Below are 17,763 nucleotides of genomic sequence, written 5' to 3'. Positions count from 1 at the left end.
TATTAGCTAGGTGACTACTATAAACAAAATTTATTACCTTGGTTTATTTCTTTTTGTCATTGATGCAAAAAAGCCACCGGTTAGGGTGGCTGAGGTTATTAATCGGTTTGTTTATTTTTACTTAGCGGCTGCTTGCGCTTCCTTTACCCAACCATCAAAAGTGGATTGATGGGCTTTGATCCACGCATTTGTGTGGCGTTGAATATCCGATTGTGAGGCTTCACCGTTATGCATTCTTAAGTTCTGTGCATTGATATCGGCAATAGGTAGCTTCATCACTTCAAATAATTTTGCTGCTGCTGGGTTATCCGCAGCCCATTTTTTATTGGCGACGATATGCATGGTATTTGGTGGGAAACCATAATTTTTTCCGTTAGGTAATGTGGTGTCTGTTTTTTCACCATTTGGCATTGAAGAGAATGGCACTTCTAACCAAACTACATCACGACCCGGCTTGAGGACATCACTTATCCAATAAGGCGTCCACGTATAATATAAAATAGGCTTACCTTCTTTATATCGGGTAATGGTGTCAGCCATCATCGCCGCATAGTTACCTTGGTTATGGTCGACCGTTTTTTCTAGGTCATAGGCTTTTAAATGGTTATTGATGGCCGCTTCACAGCCCCAACCTGGGTTGCATCCCGTTAAATCCGCTTTACCATTGCCATTTGAATCAAAGAGCTTGGCAATTTTAGGATCTTTGAGTTGTTCAACATTGGTAATATTGTATTTTTCAGCCGTTTTTTTGTCGATGAGGTAGCCTTGAGCCGCATTAACAACATAATTCCCTTGACGATAGAATACATTATCGCCGCCAGCAGCGTCATATTGTGCGTTATGTAAAGGAACCCAGCTGGTGGCTAGGTAAGTCGCATCGCCGTTCGCAATGGATGCGTAAGCTACGTTATAGTCGACTTCTTTGATAGGCTGAACATCATAGCCAAGTTCTTCAAGGGCTTTCGCCACAATCAGTGTTTGGAATGTTTCTTCACTGATCGTGCTTTGCACTGGGTTAATTTTGATTCCTTTACCCGGCAGGTCGTTAGCACCGGCAAATGGAACGGCAAACATGGCTGTTAGTGCAGATGCAAGAATGATTTTATGTTTCATTATATTGTTCCCTCTGTTTTTTCGCAGCGAGCTTGGCTTTCATGCTAAGTGCCAAGTTAGGTGCCATATGAATGGCACTCAGGTGAATGGAGGATGTTTTGATTAATGGTTTTTTTTACAAAATGGGCGCATAACTAACCCAATAGGCCCTTTTTGGTACCAGCGGCATGATGTTTTGCCACGAGTATCTTGCCCTAAAGATTGGGTAAAACGGTCTAAGATGATAGCTAGAATAACAATACCGACCCCTCCGACAGATGCGAGCCCCATATCAAGTCGACCAATACCCCGTAAGACCATTTGGCCTAAGCCCCCAACAGCAATCATTGAAGCGATAACGACCATTGACAGTGCTAACATCAAGGTTTGGTTGACCCCAGCCATAATGGTTGGCATCGCTAATGGTAATTGCACTTTAAACAACATTTGGCGAGGGCTTGCACCAAATGATTCAGCGGCTTCAATTAAATCAGCTGGAACTTGTTTGATCCCTAAAATGGTCAAACGAATGATGGGCGGTAAAGCAAATATAATAGTGACGACAACACCAGGTACATTACCGATACCAAATAACATAACAATCGGGACTAAATAGACGAATGCTGGTGTGGTTTGCATCGCATCAAGTAATGGACGAATAACTTTAGCGGCTCTATCACTACGTGCCAGCCAAATACCCAGAGGCAATCCTATGACAATACAAAACAGCAAAGAAGTGAGAACCAGAGACAGAGTCACCATGGCTTCTGACCAAGCACCAATTGCTCCGATGGCTATCATCGAAACAAATGTGGCCACCCCCATCGCGCGTCCTGCTAATTGCCAAGCGAGTAATGCGAAAATGATAATGGCAACAGGGGACGGTAGTGAGGTGAGAAATTGTTCAAACCCACTTAGAATAAAATCAATGGGGGCACGAATCCCTTGGAATACAGGACGAAAGTTAAGTACTACCCAATCGATAGCATGCGCAACCCATGAATCAAGAGGGATCAGTGTGTGCTGGAAGGGATCCATAATATTAAACTGATCGGGGATGATGCTATCTGTTGGAGTGGCATCAAGCCAATCACTTGAACTGGTGTCAGCAGGTGTGGTTGTGTCTGATGCATTTCCCCAAGGATCATCCCCAGCGGTATTTATTTCGCTAGAGCTTGTTGCTGCCCATGGGGCATCCGCCGGTATATTCTCAGTACCTTGTGTTGGCGTATTCGTGGCTTCAGTATCCGCCCACGGGTCTTGTTGGGTATTCGTTGCTTCTTGATTCTGCTTACTCATTTGGTGTCTCCTTATCCAGCGCCTGTAACAGCATTCCTTTTGAAATTACGCCCAAATAGCGGTTTTTTTCGTTAATAACCGGAACAGCACAAGGGGCTTGTGCCACGGTAGAAATAACTTCATTTAAGGATGTATCACCTTGAATTGGCTCGATATCAGTTAATATTGCAGCTTCAATACCAGCTTTTTCATGGAGTGCTTTTTCTAAGGATTCAACAGAAACCACACCGGCAAAGGTATGTCCTCGAGAAATTAAATAACCGTGATAGCGGTCTTCATCGTTGAGGACTTTTAGCGCTGAACGAGGGCCAAAACCCGGTGCGATATGCAATAGTGCATTAGGCCGTCTGCGTGCAATGTCCTTAGCACTGAATACTTGGCTGATATCTACACCGCGGAAGAAGGTCTTAACATAGTCATTTGCTGGATTATTGAGAATTTCATCAGGTGTGCCGACTTGAACGACAACGCCTCCTTGCATAATGGCAATACGGTCGCCAATTCTCATAGCTTCATCAAGATCATGAGAAATAAAGACAATCGTGCGTTGTTTATCCCCTTGTAAGGATAGCAATTCATCTTGCATTTCAGTACGAATGAGTGGGTCGAGAGCGGAGAACGCTTCGTCCATTAACAGAATATCAGGGTCATTAGCTAGCGCTCTGGCTAACCCGATACGTTGACGCATCCCACCAGAGAGCTCATCTGGGTATGAATTAGCCCATTTTTCAAGATTAACTTGCTCAAGCGCACTCATGGCTTTCTTATGGCGTTCTTCTTTTGGAATGCCAGAAAGTTCCATACCAAAAGCAGTGTTATCGATCACGTTCATATGTGGCATCAGCGCAAAGGATTGAAACACCATACTAATTTTTGTTCGCCTAACTTCGCGCAGTGCTTTGTCTGAAATATTGGAAATATCCTCTCCATCTATCATGACTTGCCCGCTGGTCGGTTCGATCAGGCGATTGAGGAGGCGCACCAAGGTCGATTTTCCTGAGCCAGAAAGTCCCATGACAACAAAGATTTCGCCTTCTTCAATCGTCAGATTAACATCTTGAACACCTACGGTAAGGCCTGTTTTTTCAAAGATATCATCTTTATTCATACCTGACTCTAATAGCTTAAATGCTTGATCAGGATTGTCCCCAAATATTTTATATAAATTTTTAACTTGTAATTTTATTGCCATATATTATTTACCCAATTTTCAATCAACAAGGAAGACAAATTACCTATATTGAAAGTGATGAATTCTATAGTGATAGTTAACATTATGTTTCCTATCTATGATTATCCTTTGAAAATTATTAGGGCAGAGATTCCTATATTCGGTTTAATGGGTTAGTTAATTATGGATTAAATTCAAATTTCTCCATTTGAGTTATTAGTAAAATTTGCAAGCAATAAACCCTAGCATAATAAAATCAGCTGACAACCCTAGGTTAAGTATAATTAATCAAAAATAATAGAGATGAAATGTGATGCGATTAATGTAAATAAAAACGATGTTAAGTTATATGATGATAGCTTTTATAGTTTCTATATTAAAGTTAACTTACTGGTGGGATTGAATTTAATTGAAAATAATTCACACTAATTTAATCAATATGCGAGTTGCCGATTTTATTCGATTTTTATGTGGAATAAATGCTTGGTTGATAGATGAAAAAATAGAAATTAATATCAAATTCATTAAATAAATTTATGTAAAATAAGGTGATAATTGATTGAATTAAAAATTATTGCCAGATTAACTCATTAAAAATGAGCAATTAAACAGATATACATATAAAAAACGAATTAATTCGGCTGTTTTTTGAGCGAAAAAATACCATGACAAATAAAATTATTATAATTCATCATGGTATGGATTTGGTTGTGAGTGATTCTTATTGATAAATTAAATTAACAGTTCAATTAGAAGTTCCAGTCATCATCTTCGGTACTGACTGCTTTACCAATAATATAAGATGAACCGGAGCCCGAAAAGAAATCATGATTTTCATTTGCATCAGGAGATAAAGCCGATAATATCGCTGCACTTACATCGGTGACGGTATCAGGAAATAAGGCTTCATAACCTAAATTCATTAATGCTTTATTGGCATTGTAATGAAGGAATTTTTTGACATCTTCCGACCAACCTACTGTGTCATAAAGTTCTTGTGTATATTTCACTTCATTTTCATATAAATCGAATAATAATGAAAAAGCAAAATCCTTAATTTCTTTCTGAGTATTCTCATCATATTGGGATAATGACTTTTGAAATTTATAGCCAATATAATAGCCGTGTATGGCTTCATCTCGAATAATTAAACGTATAAGATCTGCGGTATTGGTTAACTTTCCTCTACTTGACCAATACATTGGTAAATAGAAACCCGAATAAAACAAAAATGATTCTAAAAAGACACTTGCGATCTTTTTCTTTAAAGGGTGTGAATCACAATAGTAAGATAGGATGATCTTAGCTTTATTCTGTAATGCAATATTTTCTTCACTCCAGCGGTATGCATCATCAACATCAATCGTTGAACAGAGAGTTGAAAATATTGAGCTATAAGAGCGCGCATGTACTGCTTCCATAAAGCTAATGTTCGATAAAACGGCTTCTTCGTGAGGTGTTTGTGCATCTGGCATTAAGCAAGGCGCACCCACTGTATTTTGAATCGTATCTAGCAGGGTAAGGCCAGTAAATACACGTATTGTTAGCTGTTTTTCTGCAGCAGTTAAAGTATTCCAAGAAGGAATATCATTAGATAATGGCACTTTTTCGGGAAGCCAAAAATTACTTGTTAATCGGTTCCATACTTCTAAGTCTTTATCATCCTGAATACGGTTCCAGTTAATGGCTTTTACTGGTGTGCTAGATGTGCTGGTGGTCATAATATTTTCCTATTACAAAGTGCAAGATACGCAGCCTTCGACTTCAGTTCCTTCGAGGGCAGTTTGGCGTAATCGGATGTAATACAATGTCTTGATTCCTTTTCGCCAAGCATATATTTGCGCTCGGTTAATATCTCGCGTGGTGGCATCATCTTTAAAAAATAGAGTCAAAGATAAACCTTGGTCAACGTGCTGAGTTGCCATGGCATAAGTATCAATAATTTTTTCAGGCCCGATTTGGTAAGCATCTTGGTAATATTCCAAGTTCTCATTCGTCATGAAAGGCGCAGGGTAGTAGACACGACCAATCTTACCTTCTTTACGAATTTCAATTCGTGAAACAATGGGGTGAATGCTTGATGTTGAATTATTGATATAAGAGATAGACCCTGTCGGAGGTATCGCTTGCAAGTTTTGGTTATAAATTCCATAGGTAATAACAGACTGTTTTAAGGCTTGCCAGTCTTCACGAGTTGGAATTTCGATACCCGAACGTCGGAATAATTCCTGAACGGCTTGTGTTTTTGGCAGCCAAATATTGTTGATATATTTATCAAAATAATCACCAGAGGCATAAGTTGAATGTTCAAAACCAACAAATGCAGTTTTTCTTTCAATAGCTAATTGATTGGATGTTTTTAATGCGTAATAGGTGACGGCATAAAAATAGATATTGGTGAAATCGAGCGCTTCTTCTGAACCATAATAGATATGTTCTCTTGCCAAGTAGCCATGTAAATTCATTTGCCCTAACCCAATCGCATGTGATTGTCGGTTACCTTCGGCAATGGAAGGGACAGAACGAATGTTACTCATATCTGAAACCGCACTCAGTGCTCTAACGGCAGCCGCTATTGATTGAGCGAAATTCGGTGAATCCATCGTTTTAGCAATATTCATGGAGCCTAAATTACAGCTAATATCTTTACCAATTTGTTGATAGCTTAAATCGTCTTCATAAACACTAGGGCGATTAACCTGCAGTATTTCTGAGCACAGATTGCTCATATTAATGCGCCCTGCGATAGGGTTGGCTCGATTCGCGGTATCTTCAAATAAAATATACGGATATCCTGATTCAAACTGGATTTCAGCTAAAGTTTGGAAAAATTCCCGAGCATTAATTTTGTATTTTTTTATCGCTTTGTTATTGACCATTTCATGGTATTTGTCTGTCACACTGATTTCAGACATAGGGACACCATAGGTGCGTTCAACATCATATGGTGAAAACAAATACATGTCCTGGTTATCTTTCGCTAGCTGGAAAGTGATATCAGGAATAACTACCCCTAAAGACAGTGTTTTAATCCGTATTTTTTCATCTGCATTTTCACGCTTCGTATCAAGAAAACGCATGATATCAGGGTGGTGAGCGTGCAAATAAACGGCACCGGCACCTTGCCTTGCGCCTAATTGGTTGGCATAAGAAAAAGCATCTTCTAACATTTTCATAACAGGAACAACGCCAGAAGATTGATTTTCAATTAGTTTTATTGGGGCACCTTGCTCTCGTAAATTGGTCATTAAAAAGGCAACACCGCCCCCGCGTTTGGATAACTGCAAAGCAGAATTGACTGAGCGACCAATGGATTCCATGTTGTCTTCAATTCTTAAAAGAAAACAAGAGATTAACTCACCACGTTGTTTTTTACCGCAGTTAAGGAAGGTGGGAGTTGCAGGTTGAAAACGACCTGTAATAATTTCATCGACATACAACTTAGCAAGGGATTCATCCCCTTGAGCAAGGGTTAAAGCAACCATACAGACGCGATCTTCATAGCGTTCGAGGTAGCGTTTACCATCAAAGGTTTTCAGCGTATAGCTAGTATAATATTTAAAGGCACCGAGAAACGTTTGAAAACGAAATTTGTGTGCGTATGCCTGTTTAAACAGTGCTTTGATAAATTCAAAGTTATATTGTTCTAATACACTGTTTTCGTAATAGTTTTCTTGTACTAAAAAGTCTAACTTTTCTTTTAAATCATGGAAAAATACGGTGTTTTGGTTCACATGCTGTCGAAAATAGTGATGAGCCGCTTCTTTGTCTTTATCAAATTGAATACGGCCTTCGTTATCATATAAATTCAACATCGCATTGAGCGCATGATAATCCACATCTGATATATTTTGCATTTTATCCATTTGGAATAACTCTAGTTGTTTGTACGTTGCCAAAACGTTTTTAGGCCTCGTTGAACGGATTGAACATCTTTATCAGTACCAAGAAGTTCAAACCGATATAGGTAGGGAATATGGCATTTTTGCGCGATGATATTTCCAGCTATTGCATAGGCATCACCAAAATTGGTATTACCCGCAGCAATAACACCACGGATAAATGCGCGATTGGCTTCAATATTAAGAAATTGAATCACTTCTTTTGGAACAGCCCCTTTTGTACCGCCACCACCATAGGTTGGTAGTAATAAAACATAAGGTCTTGTCGCAATTAGGCTACTTTCGTGGTTGCCAATAGGTAACCGTGTTGCAGGGATACCGAGCTTTTCAATAAAGCGATGGCAATTTTCTGAGCGACTTGAAAAATAGATGAGTGATTCCGTTTCCATGACATCACCTAAGCGGCTAATAGGCTAATCATGTCAGGTCGAAAACCGGCCCAATGTTTGTCACCTGCAATAACAACAGGGACTTGTTGATAACCTAATTTTTTTACGAGTTCAAGGGCTTGGTTATCTTCAGTAAGGTCAATAATTTGGTAGGAAATAGATTTGCGATCTAAGGCTTGATAAGTAGCATTACACTGAACGCAGTTAGGTTTACTATAAATGGTAATCTCAGTCATGTTATTTACCTTTTGAATGTTTATTCGCATTAAAAATAAGGCATGTGATACATAAATACTATATATGGATTTTAAATTTATCAACCATACAATATGTAGTGAATATGAAATATTGAATGATAATCATTCTAATTGTTGGCTAGGTGGTTATTAACATTGAAAATAAAAAAATATCGTATTAGATGATTCAGATAGACACTCTAAGAAAAAAGATCATTGCAAAGTGGAAATAATTTACTCTATAACTGTATATACAATCAGGTAATTGAGTCCTTTTGAGGAGATACTATGTACCATCAATATTTAGCGACACCGGATAAATTTCCTAAACCGTGGGTCCATATTACGGCTGATGACAACGGAATAACGAGCCTTTATTTTGTTGATGAAAAAACAGAAAAAGAAACGAAGAATGAGCATTCGAAGCTTTGTGTGAAAGAACTAAAGGAATATTTTAATCACAAAAGAACAGTTTTTACGGTGGCATTAAATCCACAAGGTACAGAATTTCAGAAAAAAGTCTGGAAACATCTTTGTGGGATACCTTATGGGGAACGCTGGAGCTATAAAGATTTGGCTTTAAAGTTAGGCTCAGCTAATTATTGTCGCGCAGTCGGCATGGCAAACTCACGTAATCCAATCTCATTAATTGTTCCTTGTCATCGTGTACTTGGACATGATGGGAAATTAGTGGGGTATACAGGGGGCTTAGATATCAAAGACTGGCTACTTTTACATGAGAAGTAAAAACTAAATAATTAGCTATAGATAATACTATTGGTTGTGATAATTGCTATTGATAAGAATTATTGTCGAAATCAGAACCTGTTCTATCGATAAATAATATTTTTTTATCTTTTTAGTCCATTTTCGTGATCTAGGTTGTAGACAAGTAACTGAGAAATCTGATGTACTGAGCTTGATACAGATGGTGTGTCTATTTTATTTTAAAGGTAATATTTGATGTCTAAAGTTAAAGGTAACGTTAAGTGGTTCAACGAATCTAAAGGTTTTGGTTTTATCACTCCAGAAGATGGTAGCAAAGATGTATTTGTTCACTTTTCTGCGATTATGGGCGATGGTTTCAAAACCTTAGCTGAAGGCCAAAAAGTGGAATTTGAAATTACTGAAGGTGCTAAAGGCCCATCTGCTGCTAACGTTATTCCTCTGTAATTTTTATAATTAAGATTAAAACGAACAGCTGAAAACTCGCGCTAGTTATCTAGGGCGAGTTTTTTTATCTATTGCAATAAAAAATGCCTGATGAAAATCAGGCATTTTTTGTTTATACGTAAAATAGTGGAGGCTATTTAACTTCCTCACCTTTAGCTTGTAAATCAGCATGGTAAGAAGAGCGAACGAATGGGCCGCAAGCTGCGTGAGTGAAGCCCATTGCCATGGCTTCTTCTTTCATCTCATCGAACTCCGCAGGGCTGACATAGCGTTTGACGGGTAAGTGATGACGGCTTGGTTGTAAGTATTGGCCTAGTGTAAGCATCGTTACGCCATGGCGACGTAAGTCGCGCATAACCTCGATAATTTCTTCATTGGTTTCACCAAGACCAACCATTAACCCTGATTTAGTTGGGATATCGGGATGGGCTTCTTTAAATTTTTCGAGCAATTTTAAAGACCATTCATAATTAGCACCAGGGCGAACTTGACGGTAAACACGTGGTACATTTTCAAGGTTATGGTTAAACACATCAGGTGGTGTCGCGGTTAAAATTTCTAATGCGCGATCCATACGGCCACGGAAATCAGGAACTAGTGTTTCAATTTTAATCGATGGGCTTTTTTCACGAATAGCGCTAATGCAATCAGCAAAGTGCTGTGCTCCGCCATCACGTAGATCATCTCGGTCAACTGACGTAATAACGACATAGCGTAATGCCATATCTTTAATGGTTTGCGCTAATTTTTCAGGCTCGTTGGCATCCGGTGCATTTGGACGACCATGAGCAACATCACAGAATGGGCAGCGGCGGGTACAGATAGCGCCTAAAATCATAAAGGTCGCAGTACCATGGTTAAAGCACTCAGAGAGATTAGGGCATGAAGCTTCTTCACAAACAGAATGCAGCCCATTTTTGCGCATGGCTGCTTTAATGCCTTGAATACGAGTGGAGTCAGCTGGAAGCCTAATTTTCATCCAGTCAGGTTTACGTAGAATTTCTTCTCGTTCAGTCACAACGTTTTTGACAGGGATCAGCGCCATTTTGTCGGCGTCACGATATTTAATTCCGCGTTCTATCTGAATTGGTTTACTCATAATATGACGATTCCAGTTATCTTTTATGCTGATGGATAAGTGATAATTCTAAATAAAACCAAATGAAGGCTGTTATCCATTCATTAAAATATTTTTTAAAAATGTTAAAAAATTATAGCATTATTATTGAACAATATGAAATCCCAGTGTGTCACAGAATTGACGAATTAGCACAGGTTGAACATCAGATAATGACACATTGGGAGCAAGATCACTAACCTGAGTCATCTTTAATTCACTGTAACCACAAGGGTTTATGCGATTAAAGGGTTCAAGATCCATACTAATGTTCAAAGCGAGACCATGAAAAGAGCAGCCTTGCCTTATGCGTAATCCAAGAGAACAAATTTTGTCGCCATTCACATAGACACCGGGAGCATCAGGGCGAGGATACGCTGCTATATTAAAGTGGGCAAGGGTATTCACGACGGTATTTTCCAGTGCGGTGACGAGTTCTCTAACACCAATTTTGTTGCGCTTTAAGTTGAGCATCACGTACATCACTTGCTGTCCTGGCCCATGATAGGTGACTTGACCACCTCTATCACTTTGTATAACAGGGATATCACCGGGGGCTAGTACATGCTCTGCTTTCCCTGCTTGACCTTGAGTAAATACGCGAGGGTGTTCAACTAGCCATACTTCATCACACGTATTTTCAGTGCGCTCTTCAGTAAATTGATGCATCGCATCGGATACTTGCTGGTACGGCGCAAGGCCTAATTGACGGATAATTATCGTTCGTTCTGACAATGTTTTAACATCCACCTGAAAAAATTGAGTACTTAGTATAACGCTGGTAGGGGGGGAGTGCTAGTTTTGTCATGTTATGAATATGTTAACGCGATTTTTTTGAGTGAAATATGAAAAAGGTAAAAATTTGGGGACGTTTATATTTTTAGGTTTGGGAATTGATATGAAAAGTTATTTCTCATTAGGCATTTTGATGAAAAACTTATTTTATTTGTACTATCAGCAAGAAAAAATAATTATAAGGCTCTGTAGTGCAGAATAAATAAAAAACTACACCTTAATCGGTTATGGTTAACCTTTGGGATGTAGTTTATTTTTACAGAAATTAAAGTACAACTTTAACTAATTCTAATGCACCTAATTCGCTATACAAAGTTTCCACTTGTTCAATATGGGTGGCATTGATAGTTATAGAAACGGAGTGATAATTCCCCTTGCTGCTCGGTTTTACGTCTGGAGAGTAATCCCCCGGAGCATGACGTTGTATCACTTCAATCACTTGATCAACCAATTCAGGCTGTGCCAAACCCATGACTTTGTAAGTTAATGGGCATGGGAACTCAAGCAGTTCACCTAATTTCGTTTTCATGGGCACTCCTAATTTTTAAATTGGGCTGCTGGCTGAAAAAGATTGGCTGGTATTAAACCAGCCAATGAGATGTATTCATCCAACAAACATTTCGATACTTACTCTATTTCGATATTTACTATATGGGGATGACTTATTTTAGTTTCAAGTCTTAACCAAACCAACGGTGGAAGAGTAATTTAATATAGTCAATTAACCGACTGAAAAAGCCACCTTCTTCAACATCTTTTAATACTGCTAAAGGGTGCTGTTCGATAATTTTACCATCAAGTTGGAAGCTAATAGTACCGACTTGCTGCCCTTTGGTTAATGGGGCTTCTAGCTCAGTTGTAGATAGCTCATAACTGGCTTTTAAATCTTTTAAGCGACCTCGTGGGATGGTGAGGTATAAATCTTCAGTGACACCTAATTTTACTTCATTTTCATCACCAAACCAGACTGGCACACTGGCAAAATCCACATTGGCTTGTAATGGTTTAACGGTTTCATAAAAGCGGAAACCGTAAGTGAGTAACTTTTTACTTTCGGCATCACGGCCTTTGCTGCTTTTACCTCCCATAACAACGGAGATCAGGCGCATATCACCATCGGTTGCGGAGGCGACAAGGTTATAGCCAGCGGCATTAGTATGGCCTGTTTTGATGCCATCAACAGCAAGGCTCTTATCCCACAATAGGCCATTACGGTTTGTTTGGCGGATATTGTTAAAGGTAAATTCTTTTTCTTTATAGATTGCGTACTCATCAGGCACATCACGTACGAGTGCTTGCCCAATAAGTGCCATATCACGGGCTGAGCTGTATTGGCCTTCGGCATCTAAACCATGAACGGTTTGGAAATGGGTATTTTTTAGCCCTAATTTGTTTACATAGCCATTCATTAATTGAACAAAGTTGGCTTGGTCACCCGCAATGTAGTCGGCCATAGCAACACAAGCGTCGTTACCTGATTGCAAGTTAATACCACGAGTTAATTGAGATACGCTAACGCGGTCGCCAGGTTTTAAGAACATCAATGATGAGCCTTTAAACACCGGGTTACCGGTAGCCCACGCATCATTTCCGACCGTGACGATATCATTTTCACCAATTTTACCTGACTTAATTGCTTGACCAATAACATAACTGGTCATCATTTTTGTCAAACTCGCAGGATCGCGGCGTTGGTCGGCATTACTTTCAGCGAGAACTTTCCCTGAATTATAATCAATTAAGATATAAGCTTCTGCATCAATAGCAGGTGCTGCAGGAATTGATGTATTCGGGAAGGTTTCATTAGCATTCGCAATATTAGCAGTCATAAGAAGGAGTGCGGAGCCCAGCACAGTATGACGCACGATGCGTGATGGAGCGACATTATTCATGGTTTTACCATTACATCCGAAATTCGGTTAACACAAGGAGGCGCAGTTTAGCAAAAGAATGGGATAAGAAAAAAGCCACTTTTGCACTGTACCAATGATTTTTTTGTCAGTTTAACATTGCCTAACTTTAGGTTGCATCAAATGTAATGGAGCAACCTAAAGCTACGTTGTACTAAGGCGCAACGACCATTGACGATTGATTTTTTTCAGACTGTAAACGGCCTTGAACCTCAACGGCTTGTTGCCTTGTACTAAATGGTCCTAACTGTACTCGGTAAATGCCATTATAGGGTTGTAACCGCCCAGGAACATTAAACTGTGTTTTCAATTCATTCAGCATATTTTGTGCATTGGTTTGGCTACTAATGGCGCCTGCTTGAACGAGAAAACCACGCTCAGGAACCACTTCTTCCGTTGTTGTTGGTGGTGGCGTTGGTGTTTGTAAGCTCATGTCAGGCATCGTAGGCTGCATCGGCTCTTTTGGTTGCTGAACGGGCAATGTATTTTCTGGCGTTGGCAAGTTCTCCATCACAGGGGTACCCATTGGGCCAGAACCTAATTGCGGGCGCCCCGGCAATGCATAGCTTTGTTTCACAAAATTAGAGCCAACGGTTCCAGTTCCTGACAAGGTGCCGTCTTGAGCGACTTGAATGGCATCAATTTTAATTTTTGTCGTCGGCATTAAATTCAGGCGGTCAGCGGTTGCACGTGATACTGCAATACTTTTTCCTGGCGTATAAGGCCCACGATCATTAACACGCACGACCATCATCCGGCCATTCATCATGTTGGTGATGCGGACATAGCTAGGGATCGGTAACGTTGGGTGAGCTGCAGTTAATTCCACTGGATTAACACGTTCACCAATCGCAGTCATATTTCCTGCAGACTCCGCACCATAAATAGACGCATAACCCACTTGGCTAAATTGTGACGGGTCGCGTACGATTTGGTACTGTTGACCATTACGTGAGTAATCATTATTGGCAGTTGGATGATACGGCTCATAATGAGGCTCTGCACCTAATACATCTTGAGTGGGTACATTGGTTGGCACTTGGGCTGGTTGTTTAACTTCGTCTGTCACACAGCCACTAAGTAGCGCGGCGGTGACGCCAAGCATTATCCATTGTAAACGCATACTAAGCCTCATTTTATAAACTTTTGGAAAGGAATTTTCGGTGTGTATGTATCGACATGATAATACCGAATCCAGCCATTAAAACAATCAAAGCGGAGCCCCCGTAGCTCACTAAAGGGAGGGGAACACCAACCACTGGTAATATACCACTGACCATACCGATATTCACAAATACATAGACAAAAAGGATTAAGATCAAACCACCAACCATAACCCGACCAAAAGTATTTTGTGCGCTAGCAGCAATATAAAGCCCACGAATAATCAATAAAAGGTATAAACCAAGTAAAATAAGCACACCGACTAAGCCAAGTTCTTCTGCTAACACGGCAAAAATAAAGTCGGTATGTCTTTCCGGTAAAAATTCAAGTTGTGATTGTGTGCCATGTAGCCAACCTTTACCCATTAATCCACCAGAACCAATCGCAATTTTTGATTGGATAATATGGTAACCAGCGCCTAGTGGGTCAGTTTCTGGGTCTAATAACATCATGACACGGGCTCTTTGATAACCATGCATTAAAAAGAACCACAGTAGTGGAATAAAGGCGGCGAGCGCAATGGCGGCAACTGCAATAAGCCGCCAACTCATTCCGGCAAGGAACAAAACGAATAGGCCTGAAGCTGCAACTAAAATCGAGGTACCAAGGTCAGGCTGTGCAGCCACTAATAATGTTGGTACAAAAATCAATACGAGTGCAATTAATGTATTTTTGAATGAAGGAGGGCATAGGTCTCGGTTCATGAAACGAGCGACCATTAAAGGGACGGCAATTTTTGCAATTTCAGAGGGTTGGAACCGAATAAAACCCAAGTCTAACCAGCGCTGTGCCCCTTTACTTATCTGCCCAAAAACATCAACAAAAATCAGTAAAATAACGCAGAAGATAAACAGGTGAGGCGCCCAATTTTCATACATTCTAGGAGGGATCTGCGCCATTACTATCATAACGACGAAGCCTGTCGCTATCTGCCCTAATTTACGCTCCATCATTTCAGGATCTTGGCCGCTAGCACTCCACATAATAAATGCGCTGTATGCAAGCAACGCGATAATAATTAGCAGCATAGGCACATCTATATGCAGACGTGTGGATAACGAAATTTTTTTCTTATCGTCTGTCATATTCTTTATAGCTCATTGTTATTATTAGGATTATGCATCAGCGATCTTCTCCTGCATTAGTTGCTGACACCGCGACTTCAGTACGGTTATCACCAAGAAGAACGTGGTCAAATATTTGCCGCACAATGTCACCGACTGCTGGGCCCGCGCCCCCGTTTTCCAGAATAATTGCAACGGCAATCGTGGGTTTATCATACGGAGCATAAGCAATCATCAATTTGTGGTCGCGTAGGTGCTCAGCAAGTTTACTGGCATTATAGGTTTCATAGCTGAAGACCTGCGCAGTACCTGATTTTGCTGCCGCTTTATAAGGGGTACCAATGAAACTACGGCGTCCAGTACCATTCGGTGCATTAGCGACACCGTACATTCCATGCTTCGCTAGCTCCCAAAAACCGGAATTGATATCGCCAATTTGTTTGGTTTCTTTGTCTTCATAAGGCACCATGGCATTACCCAATTTTGTGCCGTAAAGCAAATGTGGGGTTTTAACTTGGCCATCATTGATTAATGTCATTAATGCTTTTGACATTTGAATTGGTGTTGCTGTCCAATAGCCCTGCCCAATCCCAACTGGAATGGTATCGCCTTGATACCAAGGCTTTTTATAGCGTTTTTGTTTCCATTCACGGGTTGGCATGATACCAGAACGTTCTTCTGCAAGGTCAATTCCGGTATAATCACCAAAACCAAAACGACCCATCCACTCAGAAATACGATCAATCCCCATATCATAAGCCACTTGATAGAAGAAAGTATCCGCTGATTCAATGATTGACTTTGAAACATTCAGCTTGCCGTGCCCCCAGCGCTTCCAGTCACGGTAACGTTTTTCGGAGCCCGGCAATTGCCACCAACCAGGGTCAAAAATGGTCGTATTCGGTGTGATGACCTTTTCACTTAATGCCGCAACAGAAATAAAGGGTTTTACTGTCGATGCAGGGGGATATAACCCTTGAGTTGTTCGGTTAATCAGCGGTCTGTCAGGATTATTTAATAACGCTTGATAATCTTTATTTGAGATGCCGTTTACAAACAAGTTAGAGTCATAACTTGGATTAGATACCAGAGCCAAAATTTCGCCATTACGTGGGTCAGTGACCACTACGGCTGCACGGCTGGTGGTTAACAGTTTTTCGATATAAATTTGTAATTCAAGGTCAATAGTGAGGTAGATATCTCGACCTGCTTGCGGTGGTTGCTCATGCAATTGTCGAATAACGCGACCGCGGCTATTCACTTCCACTTCTTCATAGCCGGTTTTACCGTGTAAGACATCTTCATAATAACGCTCAATACCTAATTTACCGATATCATGACTAGCAGCATAATTAGGTAATAAACCTTCTTTATCAAGACGTTCAACATCTTTGTCATTGATTTTTGCCACATAACCAATCACATGGGTTAATGCTGAACCATATGGGTAAGAGCGTCGTTGGTAACTTTTGACTTCTAAACCGGGAAAACGGTACTGATTAACGGCAAAACGAGCAACTTGAACTTCGTTGAGCTGGGTTTTCAATGCAATAGAGGTAAACCGACGTGAGCGCTTACGCTCTTTTTCAAAATTAGTAATGTCTTCGTCAGTTAAATCTACTACATTACGAAGGTTATCTAAGGTTTCTTGCAGATTACTGACTTTTTCCGGCACGATTTCTAGCTGGTAAAACGTGCTATTAAGGGCGAGTTGAGTCCCTCTGCGGTCATAAATAATCCCACGGCTTGGTGCAATAGGCACCAATTTGATTCGGTTATCATTTGACCGTGTTTGGTAATCTTCGTGGCGGACAATTTGTAAGTGATACAAATTGGTCACAAGAATAGACGTTAAAATGACAATCACACCGAAGGCGATAAGCGCTCGGCGGATAAATAAAACTGATTCAGCGGTATGGTCGCGAAAAGGGGTGCGTTGTGTTTTCATCCCATTGCCATTTTGAACATATTTAAACCTGACTATTCCCTGTGATAAGGGTGGTTAGTCGTAATACTCCATGCGCGATAAAGACTCTCGGCAACAAGAACACGAACCAGTGGATGAGGTAGCGTTAGTGGTGATAGTGACCAACTTTGCTCTGCCGCCGCTTTACAAGCAGGTGCAAGGCCTTCGGGACCACCGATTAATAAGCTGACATTACGGCCATCTTGTTTCCATTTATCGAGTTGTACGGCAAGTTTTGGGGTGTCCCAACGATCGCCTGGAATATCCAAGGTGACGATGCGATTTCCTTTACCTACAGCTGCGAGCATTAATTCGCCTTCTTTTTCTAGAATGCGTTTTATATCTGCATTTTTCCCGCGTTTTCCTGCAGGGATTTCCGTTAATTCAAATGGCATATCTTTAGGAAAACGGTGGAGGTAATCCATAAAGCCGGTCTGGACCCAGTCCGGCATTTTTGTTCCAACGGCGATGAGCTGTAATTTCAA

The 17,763-nt window shown here is 40.4% G+C and carries 17 protein-coding genes; 2 read left to right on the top strand and 15 right to left on the bottom strand.

Features of this window, described 5'->3' with window-relative positions; translation table 11 throughout:
• Positions 1 to 117: 117 nt before the first annotated feature.
• From proX to nrdH, 7 genes are all read right to left on the bottom strand, one after another.
• Complete coding sequence (gene proX, locus FVA69_RS15890) at positions 118 to 1,113, bottom strand: glycine betaine/L-proline ABC transporter substrate-binding protein ProX (protein ID WP_109913278.1); 996 nt, start codon at positions 1,111 to 1,113, stop codon at positions 118 to 120.
• A gap of 102 nt (positions 1,114 to 1,215) precedes the next feature.
• Positions 1,216 to 2,391, bottom strand: coding sequence for a glycine betaine/L-proline ABC transporter permease ProW (gene proW / locus FVA69_RS15885; RefSeq protein WP_164529095.1), 1,176 nt, complete (start codon positions 2,389 to 2,391; stop codon positions 1,216 to 1,218).
• On the bottom strand, positions 2,384 to 3,583 hold the full coding sequence (proV, locus tag FVA69_RS15880) for a glycine betaine/L-proline ABC transporter ATP-binding protein ProV (RefSeq protein ID WP_004908883.1): 1,200 nt from the start codon (positions 3,581 to 3,583) through the stop codon (positions 2,384 to 2,386). Before proV ends, proW begins: the two co-directional genes overlap by 8 nt.
• A 728-nt stretch (positions 3,584 to 4,311) precedes the next feature.
• The gene (gene nrdF, locus FVA69_RS15875) at positions 4,312 to 5,283 is read right to left on the bottom strand and encodes a class 1b ribonucleoside-diphosphate reductase subunit beta (RefSeq protein WP_004908884.1); all 972 of its coding nucleotides are present in this window, start codon (positions 5,281 to 5,283) and stop codon (positions 4,312 to 4,314) included.
• A gap of 12 nt (positions 5,284 to 5,295) precedes the next feature.
• Positions 5,296 to 7,428 carry a class 1b ribonucleoside-diphosphate reductase subunit alpha gene (nrdE, locus tag FVA69_RS15870; RefSeq protein ID WP_109913214.1) on the bottom strand — a complete coding sequence of 711 codons (2,133 nt, stop codon included), beginning with the start codon at positions 7,426 to 7,428 and terminating at the stop codon, positions 5,296 to 5,298.
• A gap of 11 nt (positions 7,429 to 7,439) precedes the next feature.
• Entirely contained in the window at positions 7,440 to 7,853 is a 414-nt protein-coding gene (gene nrdI / locus FVA69_RS15865; RefSeq protein ID WP_109913213.1) for a class Ib ribonucleoside-diphosphate reductase assembly flavoprotein NrdI, read from the bottom strand.
• 8 nt (positions 7,854 to 7,861) lie between these two features.
• A complete protein-coding gene (nrdH, locus tag FVA69_RS15860; protein ID WP_109913212.1) occupies positions 7,862 to 8,089 on the bottom strand; it encodes a glutaredoxin-like protein NrdH in 228 nt (75 codons plus the stop codon).
• A 288-nt stretch (positions 8,090 to 8,377) separates the two neighbouring features.
• On the opposite strand from nrdH, the gene FVA69_RS15855 reads away from it, so the two are divergent.
• Positions 8,378 to 8,836, top strand: a complete 459-nt coding sequence (locus FVA69_RS15855; protein ID WP_004908893.1) for a methylated-DNA--[protein]-cysteine S-methyltransferase — start codon at positions 8,378 to 8,380, stop codon at positions 8,834 to 8,836.
• A gap of 216 nt (positions 8,837 to 9,052) precedes the next feature.
• Positions 9,053 to 9,262 (top strand): transcription antiterminator/RNA stability regulator CspE, encoded by a 210-nt coding sequence (gene cspE, locus FVA69_RS15850; RefSeq protein ID WP_004257099.1) that lies wholly within the window; start codon positions 9,053 to 9,055, stop codon positions 9,260 to 9,262.
• Between the two features lie 133 nt (positions 9,263 to 9,395).
• On the opposite strand, the gene lipA is transcribed toward cspE, so the two are convergent.
• The 8 genes from lipA to rlmH all read right to left on the bottom strand — a co-directional run bounded on the left by lipA (position 9,396) and on the right by rlmH (position 17,763).
• Positions 9,396 to 10,361: a lipoyl synthase gene (gene lipA / locus FVA69_RS15845; protein ID WP_004908904.1), complete on the bottom strand. Its 966-nt coding sequence runs from the start codon at positions 10,359 to 10,361 to the stop codon at positions 9,396 to 9,398.
• Positions 10,362 to 10,484: 123 nt separating this feature from the next.
• The gene (lipB, locus tag FVA69_RS15840) at positions 10,485 to 11,048 is read right to left on the bottom strand and encodes a lipoyl(octanoyl) transferase LipB (RefSeq protein ID WP_231136593.1); all 564 of its coding nucleotides are present in this window, start codon (positions 11,046 to 11,048) and stop codon (positions 10,485 to 10,487) included.
• Between the two features lie 391 nt (positions 11,049 to 11,439).
• The gene (gene ybeD, locus FVA69_RS15835) at positions 11,440 to 11,703 is read right to left on the bottom strand and encodes a DUF493 family protein YbeD (protein WP_004908910.1); all 264 of its coding nucleotides are present in this window, start codon (positions 11,701 to 11,703) and stop codon (positions 11,440 to 11,442) included.
• Between the two features lie 151 nt (positions 11,704 to 11,854).
• A complete protein-coding gene (dacA, locus tag FVA69_RS15830) occupies positions 11,855 to 13,066 on the bottom strand; it encodes a D-alanyl-D-alanine carboxypeptidase DacA (protein WP_109913210.1) in 1,212 nt (403 codons plus the stop codon).
• 172 nt (positions 13,067 to 13,238) lie between these two features.
• Complete coding sequence (rlpA, locus tag FVA69_RS15825) at positions 13,239 to 14,207, bottom strand: endolytic peptidoglycan transglycosylase RlpA (RefSeq protein ID WP_004908915.1); 969 nt, start codon at positions 14,205 to 14,207, stop codon at positions 13,239 to 13,241.
• A gap of 13 nt (positions 14,208 to 14,220) precedes the next feature.
• Positions 14,221 to 15,333: a peptidoglycan glycosyltransferase MrdB gene (gene mrdB / locus FVA69_RS15820; protein WP_109913209.1), complete on the bottom strand. Its 1,113-nt coding sequence runs from the start codon at positions 15,331 to 15,333 to the stop codon at positions 14,221 to 14,223.
• Positions 15,334 to 15,370: 37 nt separating this feature from the next.
• Entirely contained in the window at positions 15,371 to 17,260 is a 1,890-nt protein-coding gene (mrdA, locus tag FVA69_RS15815) for a peptidoglycan DD-transpeptidase MrdA (RefSeq protein WP_004908921.1), read from the bottom strand.
• Positions 17,261 to 17,292: 32 nt separating this feature from the next.
• Positions 17,293 to 17,763: a 23S rRNA (pseudouridine(1915)-N(3))-methyltransferase RlmH gene (rlmH, locus tag FVA69_RS15810; RefSeq protein ID WP_004908925.1), complete on the bottom strand. Its 471-nt coding sequence runs from the start codon at positions 17,761 to 17,763 to the stop codon at positions 17,293 to 17,295.

The organism is Providencia sp. PROV004, assembly GCF_011045615.1.
Classification (GTDB): Bacteria; Pseudomonadota; Gammaproteobacteria; order Enterobacterales; family Enterobacteriaceae; genus Providencia; species Providencia rettgeri.
The sequence above is the reverse complement of the archived record's forward strand: the minus strand, read 5'-3'. Positions and strand labels throughout refer to the sequence as shown.